Source organism: Paenibacillus sp. EKM301P, assembly GCF_011800295.1.
Lineage (GTDB): Bacteria > Bacillota > Bacilli > Paenibacillales > Paenibacillaceae > Paenibacillus > Paenibacillus polymyxa.
The window spans coordinates 701,407-720,044 of the sequence record NZ_JAALFM010000001.1; the positions used below are offsets into that span (position 1 = coordinate 701,407).

13 protein-coding genes are annotated in these 18,638 nt (G+C 48.6%); 1 reads left to right on the forward strand and 12 read right to left on the reverse strand.

Annotated elements, in window-relative coordinates:
* Positions 1 to 16: 16 nt before the first annotated feature.
* The 3 genes from addA to HFD99_RS03210 all read right to left on the reverse strand — a co-directional run bounded on the left by addA (position 17) and on the right by HFD99_RS03210 (position 9,220).
* On the reverse strand, positions 17 to 4,036 hold the full coding sequence (gene addA, locus HFD99_RS03200) for a helicase-exonuclease AddAB subunit AddA (protein ID WP_123797409.1): 4,020 nt from the start codon (positions 4,034 to 4,036) through the stop codon (positions 17 to 19).
* A complete protein-coding gene (gene addB, locus HFD99_RS03205; protein ID WP_123797410.1) occupies positions 4,033 to 7,599 on the reverse strand; it encodes a helicase-exonuclease AddAB subunit AddB in 3,567 nt (1,188 codons plus the stop codon). The genes addA and addB overlap by 4 nt, the downstream gene beginning before the upstream one ends.
* 241 nt (positions 7,600 to 7,840) lie before the next feature.
* Positions 7,841 to 9,220, reverse strand: a complete 1,380-nt coding sequence (locus HFD99_RS03210; protein ID WP_090889417.1) for a class I SAM-dependent rRNA methyltransferase — start codon at positions 9,218 to 9,220, stop codon at positions 7,841 to 7,843.
* A gap of 297 nt (positions 9,221 to 9,517) precedes the next feature.
* Between HFD99_RS03210 and HFD99_RS03215 the strand changes: the two genes are divergently transcribed.
* Entirely contained in the window at positions 9,518 to 10,540 is a 1,023-nt protein-coding gene (locus HFD99_RS03215; RefSeq protein WP_102998824.1) for a Na/Pi cotransporter family protein, read from the forward strand.
* Here HFD99_RS03215 and HFD99_RS03220 read toward each other — a convergent pair.
* The 9 genes from HFD99_RS03220 to HFD99_RS03260 form a co-directional block, all read right to left on the reverse strand.
* Complete coding sequence (locus HFD99_RS03220) at positions 10,530 to 10,964, reverse strand: NUDIX hydrolase (RefSeq protein ID WP_016821604.1); 435 nt, start codon at positions 10,962 to 10,964, stop codon at positions 10,530 to 10,532. The genes HFD99_RS03215 and HFD99_RS03220 overlap by 11 nt on opposite strands.
* Positions 10,965 to 11,067: 103 nt before the next feature.
* A complete protein-coding gene (mtaB, locus tag HFD99_RS03225; protein ID WP_039276144.1) occupies positions 11,068 to 12,411 on the reverse strand; it encodes a tRNA (N(6)-L-threonylcarbamoyladenosine(37)-C(2))-methylthiotransferase MtaB in 1,344 nt (447 codons plus the stop codon).
* A gap of 1 nt (position 12,412) precedes the next feature.
* Positions 12,413 to 13,177, reverse strand: a complete 765-nt coding sequence (locus HFD99_RS03230; protein WP_039276146.1) for a 16S rRNA (uracil(1498)-N(3))-methyltransferase — start codon at positions 13,175 to 13,177, stop codon at positions 12,413 to 12,415.
* A gap of 159 nt (positions 13,178 to 13,336) precedes the next feature.
* Positions 13,337 to 14,029, reverse strand: a complete 693-nt coding sequence (locus HFD99_RS03235) for a site-2 protease family protein (protein ID WP_039276147.1) — start codon at positions 14,027 to 14,029, stop codon at positions 13,337 to 13,339.
* 2 nt (positions 14,030 to 14,031) lie between these two features.
* A complete protein-coding gene (gene prmA / locus HFD99_RS03240) occupies positions 14,032 to 14,997 on the reverse strand; it encodes a 50S ribosomal protein L11 methyltransferase (RefSeq protein ID WP_039276149.1) in 966 nt (321 codons plus the stop codon).
* A gap of 230 nt (positions 14,998 to 15,227) precedes the next feature.
* Complete coding sequence (locus tag HFD99_RS03245) at positions 15,228 to 15,413, reverse strand: YfhD family protein (RefSeq protein ID WP_016821609.1); 186 nt, start codon at positions 15,411 to 15,413, stop codon at positions 15,228 to 15,230.
* Positions 15,414 to 15,437: 24 nt separating this feature from the next.
* Positions 15,438 to 15,812, reverse strand: coding sequence for a hypothetical protein (locus tag HFD99_RS03250; protein WP_039276150.1), 375 nt, complete (start codon positions 15,810 to 15,812; stop codon positions 15,438 to 15,440).
* 185 nt (positions 15,813 to 15,997) lie between these two features.
* On the reverse strand, positions 15,998 to 17,194 hold the full coding sequence (locus HFD99_RS03255) for an NAD(P)-dependent malic enzyme (protein ID WP_019688067.1): 1,197 nt from the start codon (positions 17,192 to 17,194) through the stop codon (positions 15,998 to 16,000).
* A gap of 62 nt (positions 17,195 to 17,256) precedes the next feature.
* The gene (locus HFD99_RS03260; RefSeq protein WP_123797411.1) at positions 17,257 to 18,603 is read right to left on the reverse strand and encodes a 2-hydroxycarboxylate transporter family protein; all 1,347 of its coding nucleotides are present in this window, start codon (positions 18,601 to 18,603) and stop codon (positions 17,257 to 17,259) included.
* Between the last annotated feature and the right edge of the window lie 35 nt (positions 18,604 to 18,638).

The following is an 18,638-nucleotide window of genomic DNA, read 5'->3' on the forward strand; positions in this document are numbered from 1 at the left end:
CTCCCTATCTATATCACTACAGCTGCACACTCTCTCCAGCTTCTATAAAATACAACCATTTCTCAGCAACCTTTTTGCCTGTAATCTCTTTAATCACACGGGCATACAGCTCCAATTGAAAACGATATTGGTCTGTTAAATGTGACAGCGTACGATATTCGGTTATCCGGTCTGTTTTATAATCCAGCAGCACAAGCCCTTCGGGAGTTTCAAACAAACAGTCAATGATCCCGTTCATCAGCACTTTATCGTCCTGCCCGCTTTCCGTAACTGTCTTCTGTTCTGGCAACACCGCAGGTAAACTGTGGTTCCAGTAATCGGTTGCCCGCATGGTATAAGTAAACGGAAGCTCACGCTGAATACGGGATGAACCCAGCATTCTCTCCCCTAGCTCACTAGAGAAAAACCGTAATATTTTATTCGTATCCAGCGCCTTTGCATGAACATCCAGTAAGATACGTTGATTCAGCAAACGAGCTTTGGTTTCCTCAATAACCTCAGCGCTCATGACTCCATCTAGGGGCACATGCAGCATCAACGTATGATAGACCGTCCCTCGTTCTGTAGGAGTCAGTCGCTGATTTCCCATAAACTTAGGTCTGCGCAAGTGTAATTGACTGCCCCTAGTGTCAGAATCTTCGCGATCCTCTGGTAAGTCTGATTGTTGGGAGATAGAAGATAGATTCAGCCAATCATCAGATTCTATCTCCTGCATCTCCAGCCATCTTTTCATCTCTGTGACCGATGTATTGGCTGCTGTCTTGCCCGCCCGTTCATACGGGTAGGTCCAGGAAAGAGCCGCAGCAATATCCGTTTCACTTTCTTCGTCTAATTCGATTAGCTCAACATTTCTCAGTGCTTCTGTTTTCTTTTGGCGTTCTTCGGCCGATACCTCTTCTCCACGATCCGAGTTCACACGAGAGCCAGAAAGTGTTTCTGAGGCTACGATTTTAAATAACCAGTCTGCCCCCGGCATGTGTTCCAGTCTATGATAGTACCCCTCCTGATCCCCTGCCGCTTCCCTCAGCGAAGTTGCAGAAGGATGCCGAATCAATGCAGGACCTACCCAGTCCAGATAGCTGCGACCTGCCGCCAGCATATAGTCGGGTAGTACTGTTTCCGCATGTTCCTTGGCACGTGCCCAACCTGCTGCGCGGGAAGCGAGATCCTTCACGGTTCCGGTCATAATCAGCTTTTCACGCGGACGAGTAAGCGCTACGTATAGCACACGCATTTCTTCAGCCAAAAGCTCCAGCTGTGAGCGTCGACGGATCGCTAAATTAGGCAGCGTAGGGTAGCTAACGCGGTTTTGTTCCTCCACATATTTAGGACCAAATCCCAACTCCTTGTGCATAAGAAACGGCGCATTCAGATCCTGCTGATTGAACATTTTTGCCGTCCCGGCAATAAACACGACAGGAAATTCAAGTCCTTTACTTTTATGAATAGTCATAATGCGGACAGCTTGATCGGGTTCAGTCCCCCCGCTGATGGATCCTAAATCACCGCCTCGCTCCCGCAGACGGGAAATAAAGGTCAGGAATCGAAACAAGCCTCGGTTGGACGTAGAAGTCTCATACTGTCTCGCTCGGTCATATAAAGCCCGTAGGTTGCTTTGACGCTGTGAGCCGCCAGGGAGTCCACCCACCCAATCCAGATATCCTGTTTCCTCCAGCACATTCCAAATCAATACACTTAAGCTGCCTTGTCTGGCTTCCTGCCGCCATGCGTCCAAATTACGCAAAAATGAACGTAGTCGGGTAGACAACGTATTCCCGTCATTCCTATGGACTGGGTCAGGTGAAGATAGCGGGTCCTCAGTGAAAAGATCCATCTCCATAACATCAGCAGAGGTCTCTTTTAAACTCTCCTCAACTTGTTCAGTCTGTGCCGCCGCCAGCAATGCATCATAAAACATTCCATCCGGCTTCTCTAGACGAATTTGTGCCAGTTCATCTTCGGTCAAGCCGACAATTGGCGAACGAAGCACGGATGCAAGCGGGATGTCCTGCTGCGGATTATCAATAATGTGCAGCAGGGACAACATTACCTCAACTTCCGTTGCTTTAAAAAAGCCTGTCGTCTGCTCTCCAGAGGCTGGGATGCCCTCAAGCCGCAATTCTTCCACAATTAAGGGAGCCCATACGCTTGCTGAACGAAGCAATATGACAATATCACCGTAGACTGCTGGACGCATCGCTTTTAGTCCCCTGTCATAAATCAACAGTGGCTGTCCAGTATCTCCAGTCAGCTCCTTGATCCGTTGAGCGATTGCACGAGCCTCCAACTGAGCCGTTTCAAGCTCCGCAAGCTCGGCCAGCTCACTTTCCTGTAAAGCCGATTCGTCCCCCGTTTCAGACAACTCCGAAACCTCAGAAAGACCACGCCCGCCTTTATCAACTAACAGCAGCTCAGGTGCGTATGCAGATGTAGCGTCCTGCTCTGTCTTTTCGGGATAGGACGCGCCATGTACAAGCCACGCTCGTTCATCGTACTCAATTTCCGCCACATCCACACTCATAATCTGGCGGAACACCAAATTAACCGCATCGACAACTTCCTCCCGACTGCGGAAATTACGCGCCAGATCAATCAAAAAGCCATCTTCCTGTTCCTGCATGCCGTATCGTTGATACTTATTCAGAAACAGCCCTGGCTCTGCCAGCCGAAACCGATAAATACTCTGTTTCACGTCTCCCACCATAAAACGGTTACCCGGTTCCTCGCGCGATACCAGTCTAACGATATCTTCCTGTACGGTATTCGTATCTTGATACTCATCCAGCAGTACCTCGTCGAACTGCGCCTTGTATTCAAGTGCAGCATCGGAAGGTAACAGCTTGTACGGAGTAGAGTCGGGGTGTCTTAATATTTTCAAACAATAATGCTCCAAATCCCCGAAATCCACCAGTCCTTTTGACTGCTTGTGCTGTTGAAATCGTTCCCCGAAAGCAATCACAGTCTCCACCAGTTCGTCCATCAGAGGAGCGGTCGCATGCAGTTCCTCCAAATAAGCTTCTGCTCTCCGACCGAACAGGGAAGCCTTCATATCTGTAATCATTTTTTTGGCAGCCTCGCGCAGCGTCTTAACCCGTTCCTGCAATGCAGGCTCGGTTTGATCTTTTTTAACTGGCTTGAGCTTGCCAAAGGATGCTGCTTGAAATTGATCATACAAGGATGCCCACGGCTGTGTCTCGAGCTCTTGCAGTAATTCCTTCACCATCGCCGTATCCTCTTGCAATGTCATGGCATAGGGTGCAGGTCCGCCAGGCTGCATAGCTGTTTCATGCGCCTGTTCCAGCAAACTCGCTGCTCCGCGCAACGAAAGGGCAGCATCCGTCAAAATACTACGAACCCAGGGAGTCTCCCCCAAAGCTACTACATCCTGTACACGAAATGCTGCTGCCGTCTCGCGCAGCCAATGCTCCGGCCAAGGATGACTTTGAGAAAAATCATACAAACGCTGAACAAGCACATACATGGCATCATCGGTGCGTTCTCCACTAAACCAGTCGACCAGTCTGCGGAATGTGCTGCCTTCATCATGAAGCTCATATTTCTCCTCAAACAGTTCTTCTAAAAGCTCTTGGCGCAGCAATTCTGTTTCATGCTCATTCATAATCCGAAAGCCGGGATCAAGAGGAATGGCCTGATAATGCCTGCGGATGACCTCCATACAAAAAGAGTGAAGCGTCGTAATCGATGCTCGATTCAACAACGATAGCTGGCGACGTACATGTTCACTTTCCGGTTCCTGTTCCAGCACACGTTCCAGCGCTTCGCGTATCCGTTGACGCATTTCTGCGGCTGCAGCCTTCGTAAAGGTCGCCACCAGTAACCGATCTACACTGAAGCCGAGCTGAGAATCAACAATTTTGCGAATAATACGCTCTACGAGCACCGCTGTTTTACCAGACCCTGCCGCTGCCGCAACCAGCATGTTGTTACCGGATTCCGAAATGGCACGCCACTGATCATCGCTCCACATGCTTCCTTCCGGCTTCGGCAAGCCTTTAGCATTTGACGTGCTTATCATTGCTTCATTCCTCCTTTCCCTTCCTGTGTATGACTCAGCAGATCCCAGACCTGATCCTTACCCGGTTTCCCCCATTGGTTGTAACCACTGCCTTCCAGACTGTCGTCAAATTGACAAACAGGCTTAAAAGAACAGAAGGTACATGCCGTTTCTTGCTGGATGCGATAAGGTTCAATGGCAACATCGCCTTCCGTCATCCGTGTGCCAATCGTCCGAATATTGTTGCGCACCGACGCTAACAGGCTATCCCACTGTTCAGGCGAAGCAACGGAAGCACTGCTATAAAAACTGCCGTCTGCTTTCACTGCAACAGGTAAAATAGAGGAATATCCTTTGTCCAATGCTGTATCCATTTGCCCAACTACATCCCGATCCGCGAGCAATAATCCCTTCATCTTAAAACGTTTCAATAGCTCCTGACGCGCCTGTTCTGTGCTAAGACCGTTAGGCGATTGCAGCATCGGATTGTGGACGTGAAAATACAGTGTACCCGCCGGATAAGCAGTCTCGCCCAACCATTCCTCCGCCGCATTCAGCAGCACATCCAGGTAGGTGAGCATTTGCAAAGACAAGCCATAATACACCTCATGCAGTTTAAGATCCTTTTGACTGGACTTATAATCAATGACACGCAAAAGTAATCCTTTTTCTCCTTCTGCCACATCGACACGGTCAATCCGTCCGACGATTTCCATCACCACGCCGTTATCTAACCGGAAGCTTAAGGGAGGAAGCGGCTGACCTGGTCCGAAGTCCAACTCCAGCCCAATCGGCTCAAAGCTACCTCTCCGTGCATGTTCACCCAAAATTAACGAAGCACGGCTCACAATGTCTTTTAACTTGCGCAAAATATAGCCATACCGCTTGGAGCTCATTAAAATCTCGCCTTGCAGGCGAGGAGCAAGACGCTCCACCGTACTTTCCGCCTCTTGGCGACATTCCTCGGTAGTGAGGCTTCCCCAACTGACATTACGTTCACGCAGATTGATCGCCATCTCACCAAGCGCTGCATGGAATAATTGTCCGATATCCGGAGCCTTCAGACGATACATTTGACGTTCCTTCAAACGAAGACCATGAGAGGCAAAGTGAGAAAATGGACATGCGACAAAACGTTCCATCCGAGATACGCTGGTACGCAGCTTGCTGCCATACAGACGGCGGCTCGTTTCCTTCTGCATTTCGGCATGATTCTCGTAAAAAAGTGAGGTCAACAGCTGACGCAACTTGTCCTTCTCACCTCCCTGCTGGCTGGCATACCAGTTATATACCTCCCACCAGGGAGATAAAATATCACCGCCACGCCGCCAATGCCGTAATTGCGCAATGAGCTGCGGCAATGCCTCAGACGGATGGGAAGCATACTCCCATTGCGTCGTCCAAGCGTCTTCAGGCAGAGGGTATCCAGCCAGTGGACGTTCGTTCAGGCCAGGAAACAGTTGCCGCACATGTCGCACTAACTCTGACGGCAGCAATGGCTTGCCTTCTTCATCAGTCACTGCATAGCTCATCCACAGGCTTTTACCAGCAGAGGTAAGGGCCGTATAAGCGAGAAATCGTTCGTCCAACAGACGTCTTGTCATATCTGGCGCCAGGTCTACGCCTTGTTCATTTAATGCCGTACGTTCCTGCTCATTGAGCACCCCATCCTCATGGAACACAGCCGGCATTACACCTTCGTTCATCCCTATCACAAAGGCATGTTGAATACCGGATACACGCGTACGGTCCGTGTTTCCGACCAGTACCTGATCCAGAGCCGGTGGAACAAGCCCCATACGGAACTCAGCTAATCCCGTTTCCAGCACTCCCGCAAACAAAGCAGTATCCAGTCTCTCATCACCCATCATTTCGACGATTTGATCCAGCAGTTCAAGCACCGCATCCCATACCTGACGGTGCTCCTTCGCCTGCTCGGGATTTCCAGCTTCTTCTGCCTGATGAATGAAGGCGTCCAGCTTGTGACCGATTTCTGCATCCTCCAGCAACAGATATATGGCTTCACACTTCTCAAGCGCCGTTCGTGCCTTACCTATACGCTTCTCAAACGCATGTAAAGGCGTCACAATCACATCTCGGCACAACTCCATCAAATCCAGCGTTTCATCCCGTTGACGGTTACGTTCCTGTTCCTCCAGCTCCAGCGACAAACTGGGCACAGCCTGCCACGCCCGGCCATCTGTCCAGCGACTGCCTTGTATTCCGCAGGCCAGCACATAGTTTTCCAGACGGTCCATCTGCTCGCGGCTCACTCGACCGTCCAGCGGCAATAGAAGGTCTGTTTTGACCGCACGAAATACATCCTCATATCGCCAGCGTCGCTGCACAATATCCAGTGAAGCCCGAATCAATTCCACCAAGGGATGATGAAGTATACTTCTCCGCTGATCCAAAAATACTGGAACCTGATATTGCTTGAATATCGGTTCCACCCATGGCTCATAATCTTCAATATGACGCACAAACAGGGCCATTTCCCGATAACGCGCACCTTCATCGCGGGCCAGGCGGCGCATTTCGCGTACGGCTCCTTCCAGCTCGGCACGACGACTTGCCGCAGCATGCAGTTTTATGCCCTCAGGTTGTGTACCTGTCCATTGCTCTCGTAGCTGCTGTAGCCGCAGCCGCTGTTCCTGATTCCGCAGCCCTGTACGATGTTCGAAACTAGCCTCCAAATACGCCAACGCTGGACGTTCCTTAAACCTCGGCATCAGATCGGGGCGTAATAACTGTGTCTGCGTTTCAATCATCAGCTCCTCTGCCATTCCTTTAAGCTTGACGTAGGTAGCCGCTGAAGGATGAAACAAATCCAGCTCATGCGGAAGCTGTCCACTTTCGTAGCTTCGGTTACAGGTCAGCGCCACTGTCAGCGAAGAGGCGTGCAGCATAAGCTGCTCCACCACCTTGTATTCATGTGGTGTAAACCTCCGGTAGCCATCCATCCAAATGTCTGCTCCGCGCACGAGGGAAGACTGTGCAATCTGTTCTGTCAGCATGCGAAGCGTATCTTCACCATCGATATATTTAAGCGTCAGCTCCCGTTCAAAATCCTCATAGATTAGACTGATATCCTTGAGCTTGCCTCTTAATATCGGAGTGGACTCCCCCGCAGCATGCATTCTATCCAGTTGCTCCGGTACAGACCGAGCATCATTTCCGTACTGCTTTAGCTCTGTGAACAACGTATTCAACCGATCCACAAAACCGAGTTGGTCTCCCGAATCTTTAAATAAACTCAGTTCATCCTTGCGACGACGAATAATTTTATATAAAAGCATCTTCTTGCCTTCTTCTGTTACAGGCACCAGTGCTGAACCCCCTGTTTCCTGCATGACTAAATAGGCAAGACGATGGAATCCCATCACTTGGGCGCGCACCGACCCCTGAATACCGTTTCCGACTTCGGTGAGCAACGCATGCTCTGAAGCAAATGACGATTGCTCAGGCACAAGTAACAGCATAGGCTTACCTAGCGGCTCCTCGCGTAACATAGAGGTCATTTCATTACGGATTAACGTGCTTTTACCACTACCAGAGCGGCCAATCAATAAGCGGACCGACATGATGCCGCCTCCTTTCTAACCAACAACATTCTATTAAACAGTATAGCATATCAGGCAAAGGAGAAAAGAACGTACGTTTGCCATGTTGTAGCAATTGGGCTCTTCTCAAAAACAAAGAGTCCCGCAGGATGGCTTGGTGCAAGCCTTCTCTACAGGACTGATGTATACTAAAAATGAGTTTGTTTTCACCTATTTATCTTTATCGCCTAATAGTAGATTAATTTTGACAAGGGTATGAAATCTACAGCTGTGTCCGGCTGCGTACCTCAAAGATGGCAAATTTCAAATAATGACCTTCCTCCACACCTAAAATTTGGGGATGGTCCTTCCCTGCCGCTCTCCAATCTACCAGTCGGAGGATTTTGCCAGCATCTGCAGCCGCTTCCTTAATCGTGTCCAAAAACAGCTCCGGCCGCATATGGAACGAACAACTCGCCGTTACCAAATAACCGCCCTCATTGACGAGCTTCATTCCGTGAAGGTTGATATCTTTATATCCACGTGTAGCTCCTTTGACAGCACTCTTCGTTTTGGCAAAAGCCGGCGGATCCAGAATAACGACGTCAAAGGTACGTCCGCCACCCGCAGTCAGCGGCTTAGATGTATCTCCTTTGCCGCCCGCTCGCGCGGTGCGTTCCTCTACACCTTTAACCTGATTACGTAAATATTGAAAAGCATCGTCGACGACAAACTCGACGCGATCCTCAAAACCGTTCAGCTTCACATTATCCCGAGCACTTTCAATCGCATGTTCAGAAATATCAAGACAAGTTACTTTTTTCGCACCATGTTTACACGCATTGAGCGTAAAGCTACCTGTATGTGAAAAACATTCCAATACAGTTGCACCGTCCCAGAATGGGAATTCAACAACCTTACCACTTTTATTCACAGGCTTTATGACGGTTGTGCCGTCATCCCCTGGGTTTGCAGCTACTTCTTGCAACGTAATTCCGCTACGCGCTCCCCAACCTGTCATCAACGGCGCGATGGCCGCACGATTTTCACGCTGGTCAAAGAAATACCCCGTCTTTTGTCCCTCTTCGATATCGACCTTGATTTGTAAGCCATTTTCCGTCACCACCACATGGCGCGGGCAATCGCCGTACAAAGGACCCTTCGTCTGTTCCAACCCTTCCAGCTCACGGATGGATACATCACTACGCTCATATATACCAACTGGCCCCATTACTTCAACAAGTGCATCTCTGATTTCTTCCCTGCGCCGATCCATGCCAAGCGTTAACAGCTGAACGACCAATACATCACCAAAACGGTCTACAATCAGCCCAGGCAAAAAATCAGCCTCGCCGTACACCAAACGATAAGCGTTTCCTCCGGTCACAAAGCGTTCGCGGTGCTCCAAGCAATTGCGGAAACGTTGGGCAAAGAAGCTTTGGTCCATCACTTCTAGCGGCTCATAGGACATCACACGCACTGTAATTTGTGAAGCAGGATTATAGTAACCTGTCGCCAAATAACGCCCCTGATGGTTCAGGATGCTGACCAAATCACCGGCTTCTGGATCACCCTCAATCTTGGCTATTTCATTTTTAAACACCCAAGGGTGTGATTGCTCCAGCCTTTTTTTACGGCTACGCTCTAATATTACTGAAGGCAAAATCCTTCACTCCTATTCTTGGATTACTCAAAGTGTTAAAACATTTTGTTCGATAGGGGCGCGGCTCCGCCGATTCATTTGGTCTTACGATCGCTGGCGCTTCTCCAGCTTCAAATGAACCGCTTCGCTACTGCCCGCCTGTATGTCGACGTCACGCTTTAAAAGCTTGTGAAGATACTACAAAATGTTCGTTCCATAAAAAACTGCTCGGCCATGCTTGTCATGGCTGTCCTAGGTAGATCATAGGCTGTTACATAAGTATTCTCATTTTCACCTAGAAAAGGGGGGGCTAAAGCCGTGTTTATACATGTTATATTGCCGCTGTGCGGTGGGCTGCTTATTTTTTTAGGTGGAATGAAGCTGATGGAAGCTGCCCTCCGGCATTTGGCCGGCCCCTTCCTTACTCGCTGGCTAAACCGGGCTACGGTTTCCCCTTGGCGGGGTATGTTGTTTAGCTCAGGCATTACCGCCCTACTGCAAAGCAGCACCGCCGTAACGGTGCTGACGATCGGACTGGTCAATGCCGGGCTGTTGACCTACGGCCGCACGCTCGGCATCATTCTTGGTACCAATATTGGTACCTGCCTGACGACCGAGCTGATGGGCCTCCAGCTCGGCAAGCTGGCTGCTCCACTGCTATGTGGATCACTGCTATGCTGGGGCACTGCTGTTCTGTGGGGGGAAACGGTCGCTGGCCGTCAGTATGCAGCTGCCGGAGCTTCAGCCACCTCCAATGGGCTTAGCCGCCCACAGGCTGTACAATTTATCAGCCTCGTCTTTGCCGGATTTTCGCTGATTCTCGCAGGTATCCGCGTGATGCAAGCCGTTGGCCCCTGGATTGAGCAGGCCGGACTATTCCGCTGGTTTCTTGATCATGCTGCAGCCAACATGTGGTGGGCCTTCGCTGCTGGAGCCTGCCTAACCGCGCTGGTTCACAGCAGCGCAGCTGTCATTGGTATGGCGATTAGCCTGGCTGCTGCGGGTGCCTTGCCAGTTGATGTAGGAATCGCCATCGTCATCGGCTCCAATGTGGGCACCTGCGTGACTGCCCTGATTGCCGCTGTTGGCGGCAGCGTGTCTGGCAAATTTGTGGCCTGGTCCCACGTGCTGCTGAACGTAGGCGGGGCATTGCTCTTTATGCCGTTAATCCCCGGGCTGGATATGGCCGCTTCTTGGATATCTACTGAGCCCGGAGCCAAGGTAGCGCATGCCCAAACCCTGTTTAACGTCATCAGTTCTCTGCTTGCCTTGCCCCTCTGCTATTTACCTGTATGGACTCGTATAGAGGAGCAAGTGTCTTCCCATAGGATTAAACGTTAATTCCTAGCATAGACAGCGCCTTGCTCAGAATGACATCATTGTTGTCATATCCACCCTGACGCTGGAGACGCCATGCTTCTTCGGGCGTATGCCACGCGACGCCTTTGATTTCTTCTATCTGTGCCTGCAAATTCCCATCCAGTGCCTCTACGAGATAATAATGAACTTCCTTGTCCACTTCCCCATATTCAGGGTGCTGGTACGTATAAGCAATCATATCCACATGCTGAATAATCCGCCCGTTCAGCCCTGTTTCCTCACGAATTTCACGTAGAGCGGTTTGTTCGATTGTTTCACCTGGCTCCATTTTGCCTTTAGCCAGAGATGTCTTACCATATCGGTCGGTAATCAGCTGAATTTCAAGCTGCTCCCCCTGTTTGCGAAACACTACGCCACCTGCGGAAATTTCCTTTTTTGCTGCCATCCTGTAATCTCCTTTCCTTGCGCAACAAGGATTCCGTCCTCTCTGTAGGGAAAGGCGAAATCCTTGTTGGCCATCGCTATTGCCTGTTCAGGCTCTTTTTATTTTACAAAGCTGTTTGCAGCCCGTTCTCCAATACGCGGACCAATTGGCCTTCACTTTCATTAACGCCCGCCTTCGTCAGCTTCACGCGGCACACCTTGCCAACTAGATCCTTATTACCTTCAAACACCAGTTGAATGTAATTGTCACTATAACCATAAAGTATACCGCTATCTTCCGTCCCTTTAGGGGCTACTTCAGGAATAACCTCCAGCACCTGACCAACAAACTTTTCAGCATATGCCAGCTGCATTTGCTCTGACAATGCAATCAGGTCACGCACACGCGCATTTTTCACGTCCTCGTCCACCTGATCCTCCATACGTGCCGCAGGCGTGCCAGTACGCTTGGAATACGGAAACACGTGCATTTCCGAGAAGCCGATTTTTTTCATCAGCTCATAGCCATTACGGAACATTTCGTCCGTTTCTCCAGGGAAGCCGACAATTACGTCTGTTGTAATTGCTACATCTGGCATCGCTTTACGAATCATGAGCAATTTGTTATAAAACTCTTCTGTCGTGTACTTGCGGCGCATCCGTTTCAGCACGGTATCGTCCCCTGCTTGAAGCGGTATGTGGAAATGGCGAACCAGCTTATTGGAGCGTTTCAGTACATCCAGCATTTTTTCATCAATCTGACTGGCTTCAATCGAGCTGATACGGATACGTTCCAGCCCTTCCACTTTCTCCAGATCCCACAGCAGATCGGACAGGTCATAATTATCCATATCGTCGCCATAACCACCAGTATGGATACCCGTGAGTACGATTTCCTTGTAGCCTGCGTGCACCAGTTGACGCGCCTGTGTAATAATGCTCGCGGCATCACGGCTGCGGGATAAGCCCCGCGACCACGGGATAATGCAGAAGGTGCAGAAGTTGTTACAGCCATCCTGAATTTTTAGAAACGCACGGGTATGATGAGCAAAATCAGGCACATCCATTTCCTCAAACACACGGGTCTTCATTATATTACGCACAGCGTTTACAGGTTGACGCGACTCTTGGATCTCCTTCACAAACGGAATAATCTTATCTCGATCCTGCGTACCAATAACAAGATCAACACCTGGAATATCCATAATTTCGGCCGGAGAAGTTTGAGCGTAACAGCCCGTCACTGCCACAATGGCATCTGGATTTCGGCGAATCGCACGACGAATGATCTGACGGCTCTTCTTATCACCGGTATTCGTAACCGTACATGTATTAATTAAATAGACATCAGCAGTCTGCTCGTCAAAATCCACCTGCTCATAACCTTCTTTTTTGAACAGCTGCCAGATCGCTTCTGTATCATAAAAGTTTACTTTACAACCTAATGTGTAAAATGCCACTGATGGCATATTAAACCCCTCCCATTTCTCCTGTCTCATATAAAATGCATGCCAATGCAACCATACCTGCGGTTTCCGCACGTAAAATACGTCTTCCCAGTCCTGTAGACTGTGCCCCGGCCTGCTCAGCCTCTAGGCTTTCCGCTTCAGTAAAGCCGCCTTCCGGGCCCACCACCACCAGCACACGCGGCTTGTCTGTGGACACCCATTGTCCTGCGAAAGGCTGGATTACATTCCGTAGCTGCCGCCCCTGCTCTTTTTCATAACAATAACATATCAAATCATACCCAGCAAAAGAAGCCAGAAGTTCTTTCCACGTCAGGGGTGCGCTAATTTCCGGAATCCGGTTACGATGGCTTTGCTCAGCCGCTTCCTTTACAATCTTGCGCCAACGCTCCAGTCGCTTGCCTTCCTTTTTGGCATCATACTGTACGACCGTACGCTCGGATAAAAACGGTACGAACCCGGTGGCTCCGATTTCCGTACATTTTTGCATCACCGTCTCCATCTTGTCCCCTTTAGGAAGACTCTGCGCGATGGTGATCTGAACATGCGGTTCAGAGGTCATCTCCAGCGGTTCGATAATCGTCGCCTTCACATGGTCCTGCTCAATCGTATCCAATGCAGCCAGCGCTTCCCTGGATGCCCCGTCACTGACTATAATTTTGTCACCACTACGACCTCGCATGACTTTGGCGATATGTCGCGCGTCCTCACCCGTAACAATTACGTGATCTTCTAGAAATTGCTCTGCCGGAATAAAATAACGCTGCATTCTCTCACACCTATTCTAAAAATAACTATTATCCACTAACGTTCCGTACAAAATCCGATGAAATCACCAAGCACCATCATATCATCTTTTGCGCCTGTATGACCAGTCTGTTCCCTTTTCCGTTTATGTTATACCAATTCTCGTAAAAAAAAGGAGCCCTTAGGCTCCAAACAATCCGGTAATGTAAAAAGAGAACTGTAAAAACTGTATATAAATCATCTGAGACAGCGTGTAAAGAGGTTCAATCGTTACAGCTCGTACTTGCGGAATTACCAGTATAAGCAGAAAAATAAAGATCGACCATTGCTCAAACTGCTGAAGCTTGCGGCGCACAGGAGTCGGAGCCACGTCCTCCACAATCCGGTAGCCATCGAGTGGAGGCAGTGGGATCAGATTAAAGATGAACAAAAACAAATTTAAATTGATTAGCGCATTGATAAACAAATAGATTGCCTGAGCCACCCGCTGGTTCTCCATTCCCGGCAATACTTGAAAATGAAGAAGCACAGCATAGATCAGTGTAGTCACAAATGCAAGCAGCAGATTGCTCAGCGGACCAGCAGCCGATACAATAATGCCCATAAGGCGCGGGCGGCTAAAATTGTCACGATTGACCGGGACTGGCTTGGCCCAACCAAAGCCTCCGATCAACAGTAACAGCGTACCCAGCAGATCAATATGCACTGCCGGATTTAAAGTCACGCGCCCCAGTAGCTTGGCCGTAGGGTCGCCAAATTTATTGGCATAATACGCATGCGCAAATTCATGCACCGTAAACGATATGATCACAGCCAACAAGTAAAATGGAAGGACATTTAAATTTACACGAAAAATACTTTGTAAAAAATCCATGCTTACCTCTTTCTCGCCACAAACGTCAGCCAATCTTCATCCCGGTTGATTTCGGTAATCTCAAAGCCAGCAGCTTTCAATGCGGTTTCGACAGCCTCTTCTTTGTTCTTCCAAATTCCTGATGCAATATAAATACCGCCTGGCTGTAGGGCATTATATACATCATCAATGAACAACAAAATGATCTCGGCTAAAATATTAGCTACCACCAGCTTGACTGGCAGTTGAATACCCAGCGTTGGATCGCTTGCATTAAGCACGGAGAGCAAATCGCTTTCTTTAATGGTGATGCGCTCCTCCAGTTCGTTCAAACGCGTATTTTCACGCGCACTGGATACCGCTACCGGGTCAAGATCCAAGGCAAGTACATGCTTTGCTCCCAGCTTTACAGCTCCAATCGCTAAGATACCGGAGCCCGTACCAACATCAATCACTTCTTCTCCACCCTGAATCACGGATTCCAGCGTTCTCAGACAAAGGGACGTCGTCGGATGTGTTCCAGTGCCGAAGGCCATACCCGGATCAAGCTCAATAATTTTTTCATCTTCACTCGCAGGCTCATACTCTTCCCAAGTCGGTTTGATGGTCAAACGATCCGATACACGTAAAGGCTTAAAATATTGCTTCCAGGCATTAGCCCAGTCATCCTCGTGGACCGTTTTCAGCTCATACCGAACCTCGCCAGGGTCAATATCAAAAGTTCTCAATTGTTCAACCCGCGGCTCAATTTGTGCACGCACGCTGTCCATGTCTACTTCTTCGGCAAAATAGCCCTTGATGATCGCTTGTCCTTCAGGAATGTCGTTCAAAGGACGATCGTACCATTGTCCATAAGACGTGTCCCGGGGCTTATTAAGCGAACCGGATTCTTCAATGGAAACCCCTCCCGCACCTGCTTCGTGCAGAAAATTCGAAATCATTTCGACGGCTTCTTCACTTGTATGTATTGTAATTTCATTCCACAACATGGTTTACATTTCCTCCTCATTTCACATGCATACATTACATTGTACTATATACTCGCATAGGAGTTCAAAAAAGCCAGTATGACAAAGACAATATTAGATTATAATGCTAGTTATTGTTACGGCTATCATCTGGTATAAGTCTACTAATGAATAGAACAAAGGAGAAACATAAATAAGACGGGCTATCCCACAAATCACCTTTATAGGTGGGATACCCGTCTTATTGTATTCTACTCGTTGTCGTTTATGATCCGTTGCTGACGGCGGTCAGCTACTTCACTACGTCGGATCGCTTCCAGATCCTCAGCATCTGCCTGCTCTGCCGAGAACTCAACATCTTCGTTTTTGGCAGATTGCATGCGTTTGATTTTCTCGGTTTTGGTCAGCACTTTATCGAACCGTTTGTTTTTAGACATCGGTCACTGCTCCTTCCAAACTTGTCACAGCATTCCACCCGCTTGTTCCACAATCGATATCGCCTGATGATGAATGGATTCGTCCACCACCGCAGTCAACAAAATATCGCGGCCTGTCGGTCCACCTTGTCCTCCATCACTCATGCCACTGGCAGCAGGATCAGCCGCAGCCAGTATCGCTGGAGAAGCATCTGTAAAATCCACGCCCTGTGTGAGTGAGGACAAGCTGCTAATCTGTCCTGAAAACACAGGCAGTCCGGCGTTGCCTGTAGACTGCCGCGGATACCGGCTAAAACGATCTATCGACATATCCGTTACCCGGAGAGCTTCCAGTTTTCTCGCGGCTCCCTGTGCTTCCTCAGGACTTTTGAAATACGCCAAAATATTTTTTTCGCCCATCCCAAAATCTCCCTGTGTAGTATTGAGCGCAACTCGTGTTTGAGAACATAGATCGTTACGCTTTGTTATATCCTGCTCATTGGCAAGACTTTATATTCTCCACGAAAGCTTAACGGATACAGACATTGCATTGTCATGAACAGCAGGGCAAGACGGTGAACTAAAGTTTGTGAAGAACATAACTTTTACGGACGTAAAGTAGCAGCCGGAGCTTCACCTGACATGGCTACTCCTGTCTCCCAGGCTGCGTGAATAACAGCATCCCGTACCTTTTGCACCACCTTTGGATTAAAAACATCCGGTATGATATAAGTTTCACTTAGCTCCTCAGGGCAAATTGCATCAGCGATGGCAAGCCCGGCAGCCAGTTTCATCTCCTCGTTAATCGTCTTCGCATGGCAATCCAGAGCGCCCCGGAAAATTCCCGGAAAGCACAACACGTTATTAATCTGATTAGGAAAATCGGAGCGACCGGTAGCAAGCACACGTACATAAGGTGAAGCTATTGCCGGATCAATTTCTGGCTTCGGATTCGCCATGGCGAACACTATAGGATCAGTTGCCATGCTCTGTATGTCTTCCACAGTCAGTATATCTGGACCCGACACACCGATGAACACATCAGCTCCCACAATTACCTCAGATAAGCTTCCACTTAGATTATGCGGGTTAGTCATGTTCGCATACTCTGTCCAATGTGGGTTACTGTATTCCACATCGCGGTGAATGGCTCCTTGCCGATCGACCCCAATCAGATTACGTACCCCTGCCTTGAGCAGCATGCGCGAGCAAGCCATACCCGCCGCACCGATACCGGCAAAAACTACTTTGACATCTTCCATTTTTTTGCCGCATACCTTTAATGCATTGACCAAACCCGCTAATACCACGACTGCCGTACCATGCTGATCATCATGAAACACTGGAATGTCGAGTTCCTGCTTCAACCGTCTCTCGATCTCAAAACAGCGTGGTGAAGATATATCTTCCAAGTTAATGCCGCCAAAGGCAGGAGCGATCATTTTGACAATTTGAACAATCTCATCAGGGTCCTTCGTATTGAGACAGATTGGGAATGCGTCGACACCTGCAAATTGTTTGAACAGTACTGCCTTCCCCTCCATCACAGGCATAGCTGCCTCCGGCCCGATATCTCCTAATCCAAGTACCGCTGTTCCATCTGAAACGACTGCTACTGTATTTTTTTTGATCGTTAATTGAAACGCTTTGGCTGGATCATTGGCAATTTCCATGCAAATTTGAGCCACACCTGGCGTATAAACTTTGGACAACCCCTCCATCGTTTCAATTCGCTTCTTGGGTAAGGTCTCCATTTTGCCACCTTCGTGTAATTCTCTGATTTCATCTCTTAAACTGCCCATATATTTCTCCATCCTTTCATGACTGTATATGATATGAATTTTATAGCTTGGTCTAAAACTCATCAGCTCCAGAATTGTAGTAACAAGGTGGCTAAAATGACGGTGCCTGCTCCACCAATCCGTGTTGCAATTTGGGCAAAAGGCATCAGTTCCATCCGATTGGATGCAGACAGAATGGCTACATCGCCCGTGCCCCCCAATCCGCCGCGACAGCTGGTCACCAAGGCAGCTTCTACGGGATACATATGAATCCATTTTCCTGTGAAGTACCCAGTAACAATCAATGCAACCACTACAGATGCACAGGTGATCGCATAAGGAATCGTTAGAATCCCAACTACACTATCTAATGGCACATACAAAATGCCTAACCCCACCATCAAGGGCCACGTCAAACTAGCGGTTATACATTTGTACAAATGAAAAGCTCCCTGCTCCAATGTGTTCGGCATGATCTGAATACACTTTATTAATGCGGCCGCCAGAATCATGAGAATCGGCCCTGGAATATGGAGATACGGCTCTAGCAGCTTACCCACAATAAAGAAAGTACAGGCCAACAGCAGACCACCACCCATTAATGGAAAAGAAACGGATTGCCCCAAATTTACCGGAGCTAACTTGTCTTCGTCCTTTTCTAGTTTTAACAACCTTCCGTTACCAGAAGTTTTTGGTTTTTTCTCCGCTAATCTCTTCAAGACGCCTGCACCTATAATTGCAACAATGTTACCGATAATGGCAGCCGGGATAAACTGGGATACGAATTCCGCAGAATCCTTGCCCAGTACCATTCCATACGAAATGGACAACGGTAAAATACCTTCTCCAATCCCACCGGAAATAATCGGAATGATGATGAAAAAAAATGTATGATAAGCACTGTAGCCAAAAGCCATACCCACCACCATACCGACAACAACAGCAGCAATAGATCCTATGATAATGGGGGCAAAAATTTTGACAATTCCATTCATCAGCATTTTGCGATCCATGCCAAGAATGCTTCCTGTTACTAGACATGCGATGTAAAAATAAAGAAAATTCGAGGTTTTCATAAGCGTGTGCACAGCCCCCATTGCAGATGGACTGAACATATTCCAAAATACCATTAACGATGGAACCATAAGGGATAAAATGGCTGGACCACCTATATGTTTGAGCAGTGGAAGTTTGGCCCCTAGATCACTGAGCAGTATACCTAAAATCATGATGACGGCAAACCCGCCCAATAGATCGTTCGGAAGTCTTTCTGTAATTGCAGCCGCATAAACAATTAGCGCAATCACGGCATATAGCGGAAGAGGAATAACTCCCACCTTTATCCTGCCCAGCATCCTAAACCCATCTACAGTATTTTTACTCCATCTTTGCCCCCTTTGAATGACAGGCTGGTTCGTAGCATTTTCCATAAATCTCCCTCCATAAAGTGAAGAATGATGATCAT

Coding starts and splice junctions, on each gene's coding strand:
- addA (WP_123797409.1), bottom strand. CDS start 4,036: ATGATAAGCACGTCAAATGCTAAAGGCTTGCCGAAGCCGGAAGGAAGC.
- addB (WP_123797410.1), bottom strand. CDS start 7,599: ATGTCGGTCCGCTTATTGATTGGCCGCTCTGGTAGTGGTAAAAGCACG.
- HFD99_RS03220 (WP_016821604.1), bottom strand. CDS start 10,964: ATGGCAGCAAAAAAGGAAATTTCCGCAGGTGGCGTAGTGTTTCGCAAA.
- mtaB (WP_039276144.1), bottom strand. CDS start 12,411: ATGCCATCAGTGGCATTTTACACATTAGGTTGTAAAGTAAACTTTTAT.
- HFD99_RS03230 (WP_039276146.1), bottom strand. CDS start 13,177: ATGCAGCGTTATTTTATTCCGGCAGAGCAATTTCTAGAAGATCACGTA.
- HFD99_RS03235 (WP_039276147.1), bottom strand. CDS start 14,029: ATGGATTTTTTACAAAGTATTTTTCGTGTAAATTTAAATGTCCTTCCA.
- prmA (WP_039276149.1), bottom strand. CDS start 14,997: ATGTTGTGGAATGAAATTACAATACATACAAGTGAAGAAGCCGTCGAA.
- HFD99_RS03245 (WP_016821609.1), bottom strand. CDS start 15,413: ATGTCTAAAAACAAACGGTTCGATAAAGTGCTGACCAAAACCGAGAAA.
- HFD99_RS03250 (WP_039276150.1), bottom strand. CDS start 15,812: ATGGGCGAAAAAAATATTTTGGCGTATTTCAAAAGTCCTGAGGAAGCA.
- HFD99_RS03255 (WP_019688067.1), bottom strand. CDS start 17,194: ATGGGCAGTTTAAGAGATGAAATCAGAGAATTACACGAAGGTGGCAAA.
- HFD99_RS03260 (WP_123797411.1), bottom strand. CDS start 18,603: ATGGAAAATGCTACGAACCAGCCTGTCATTCAAAGGGGGCAAAGATGG.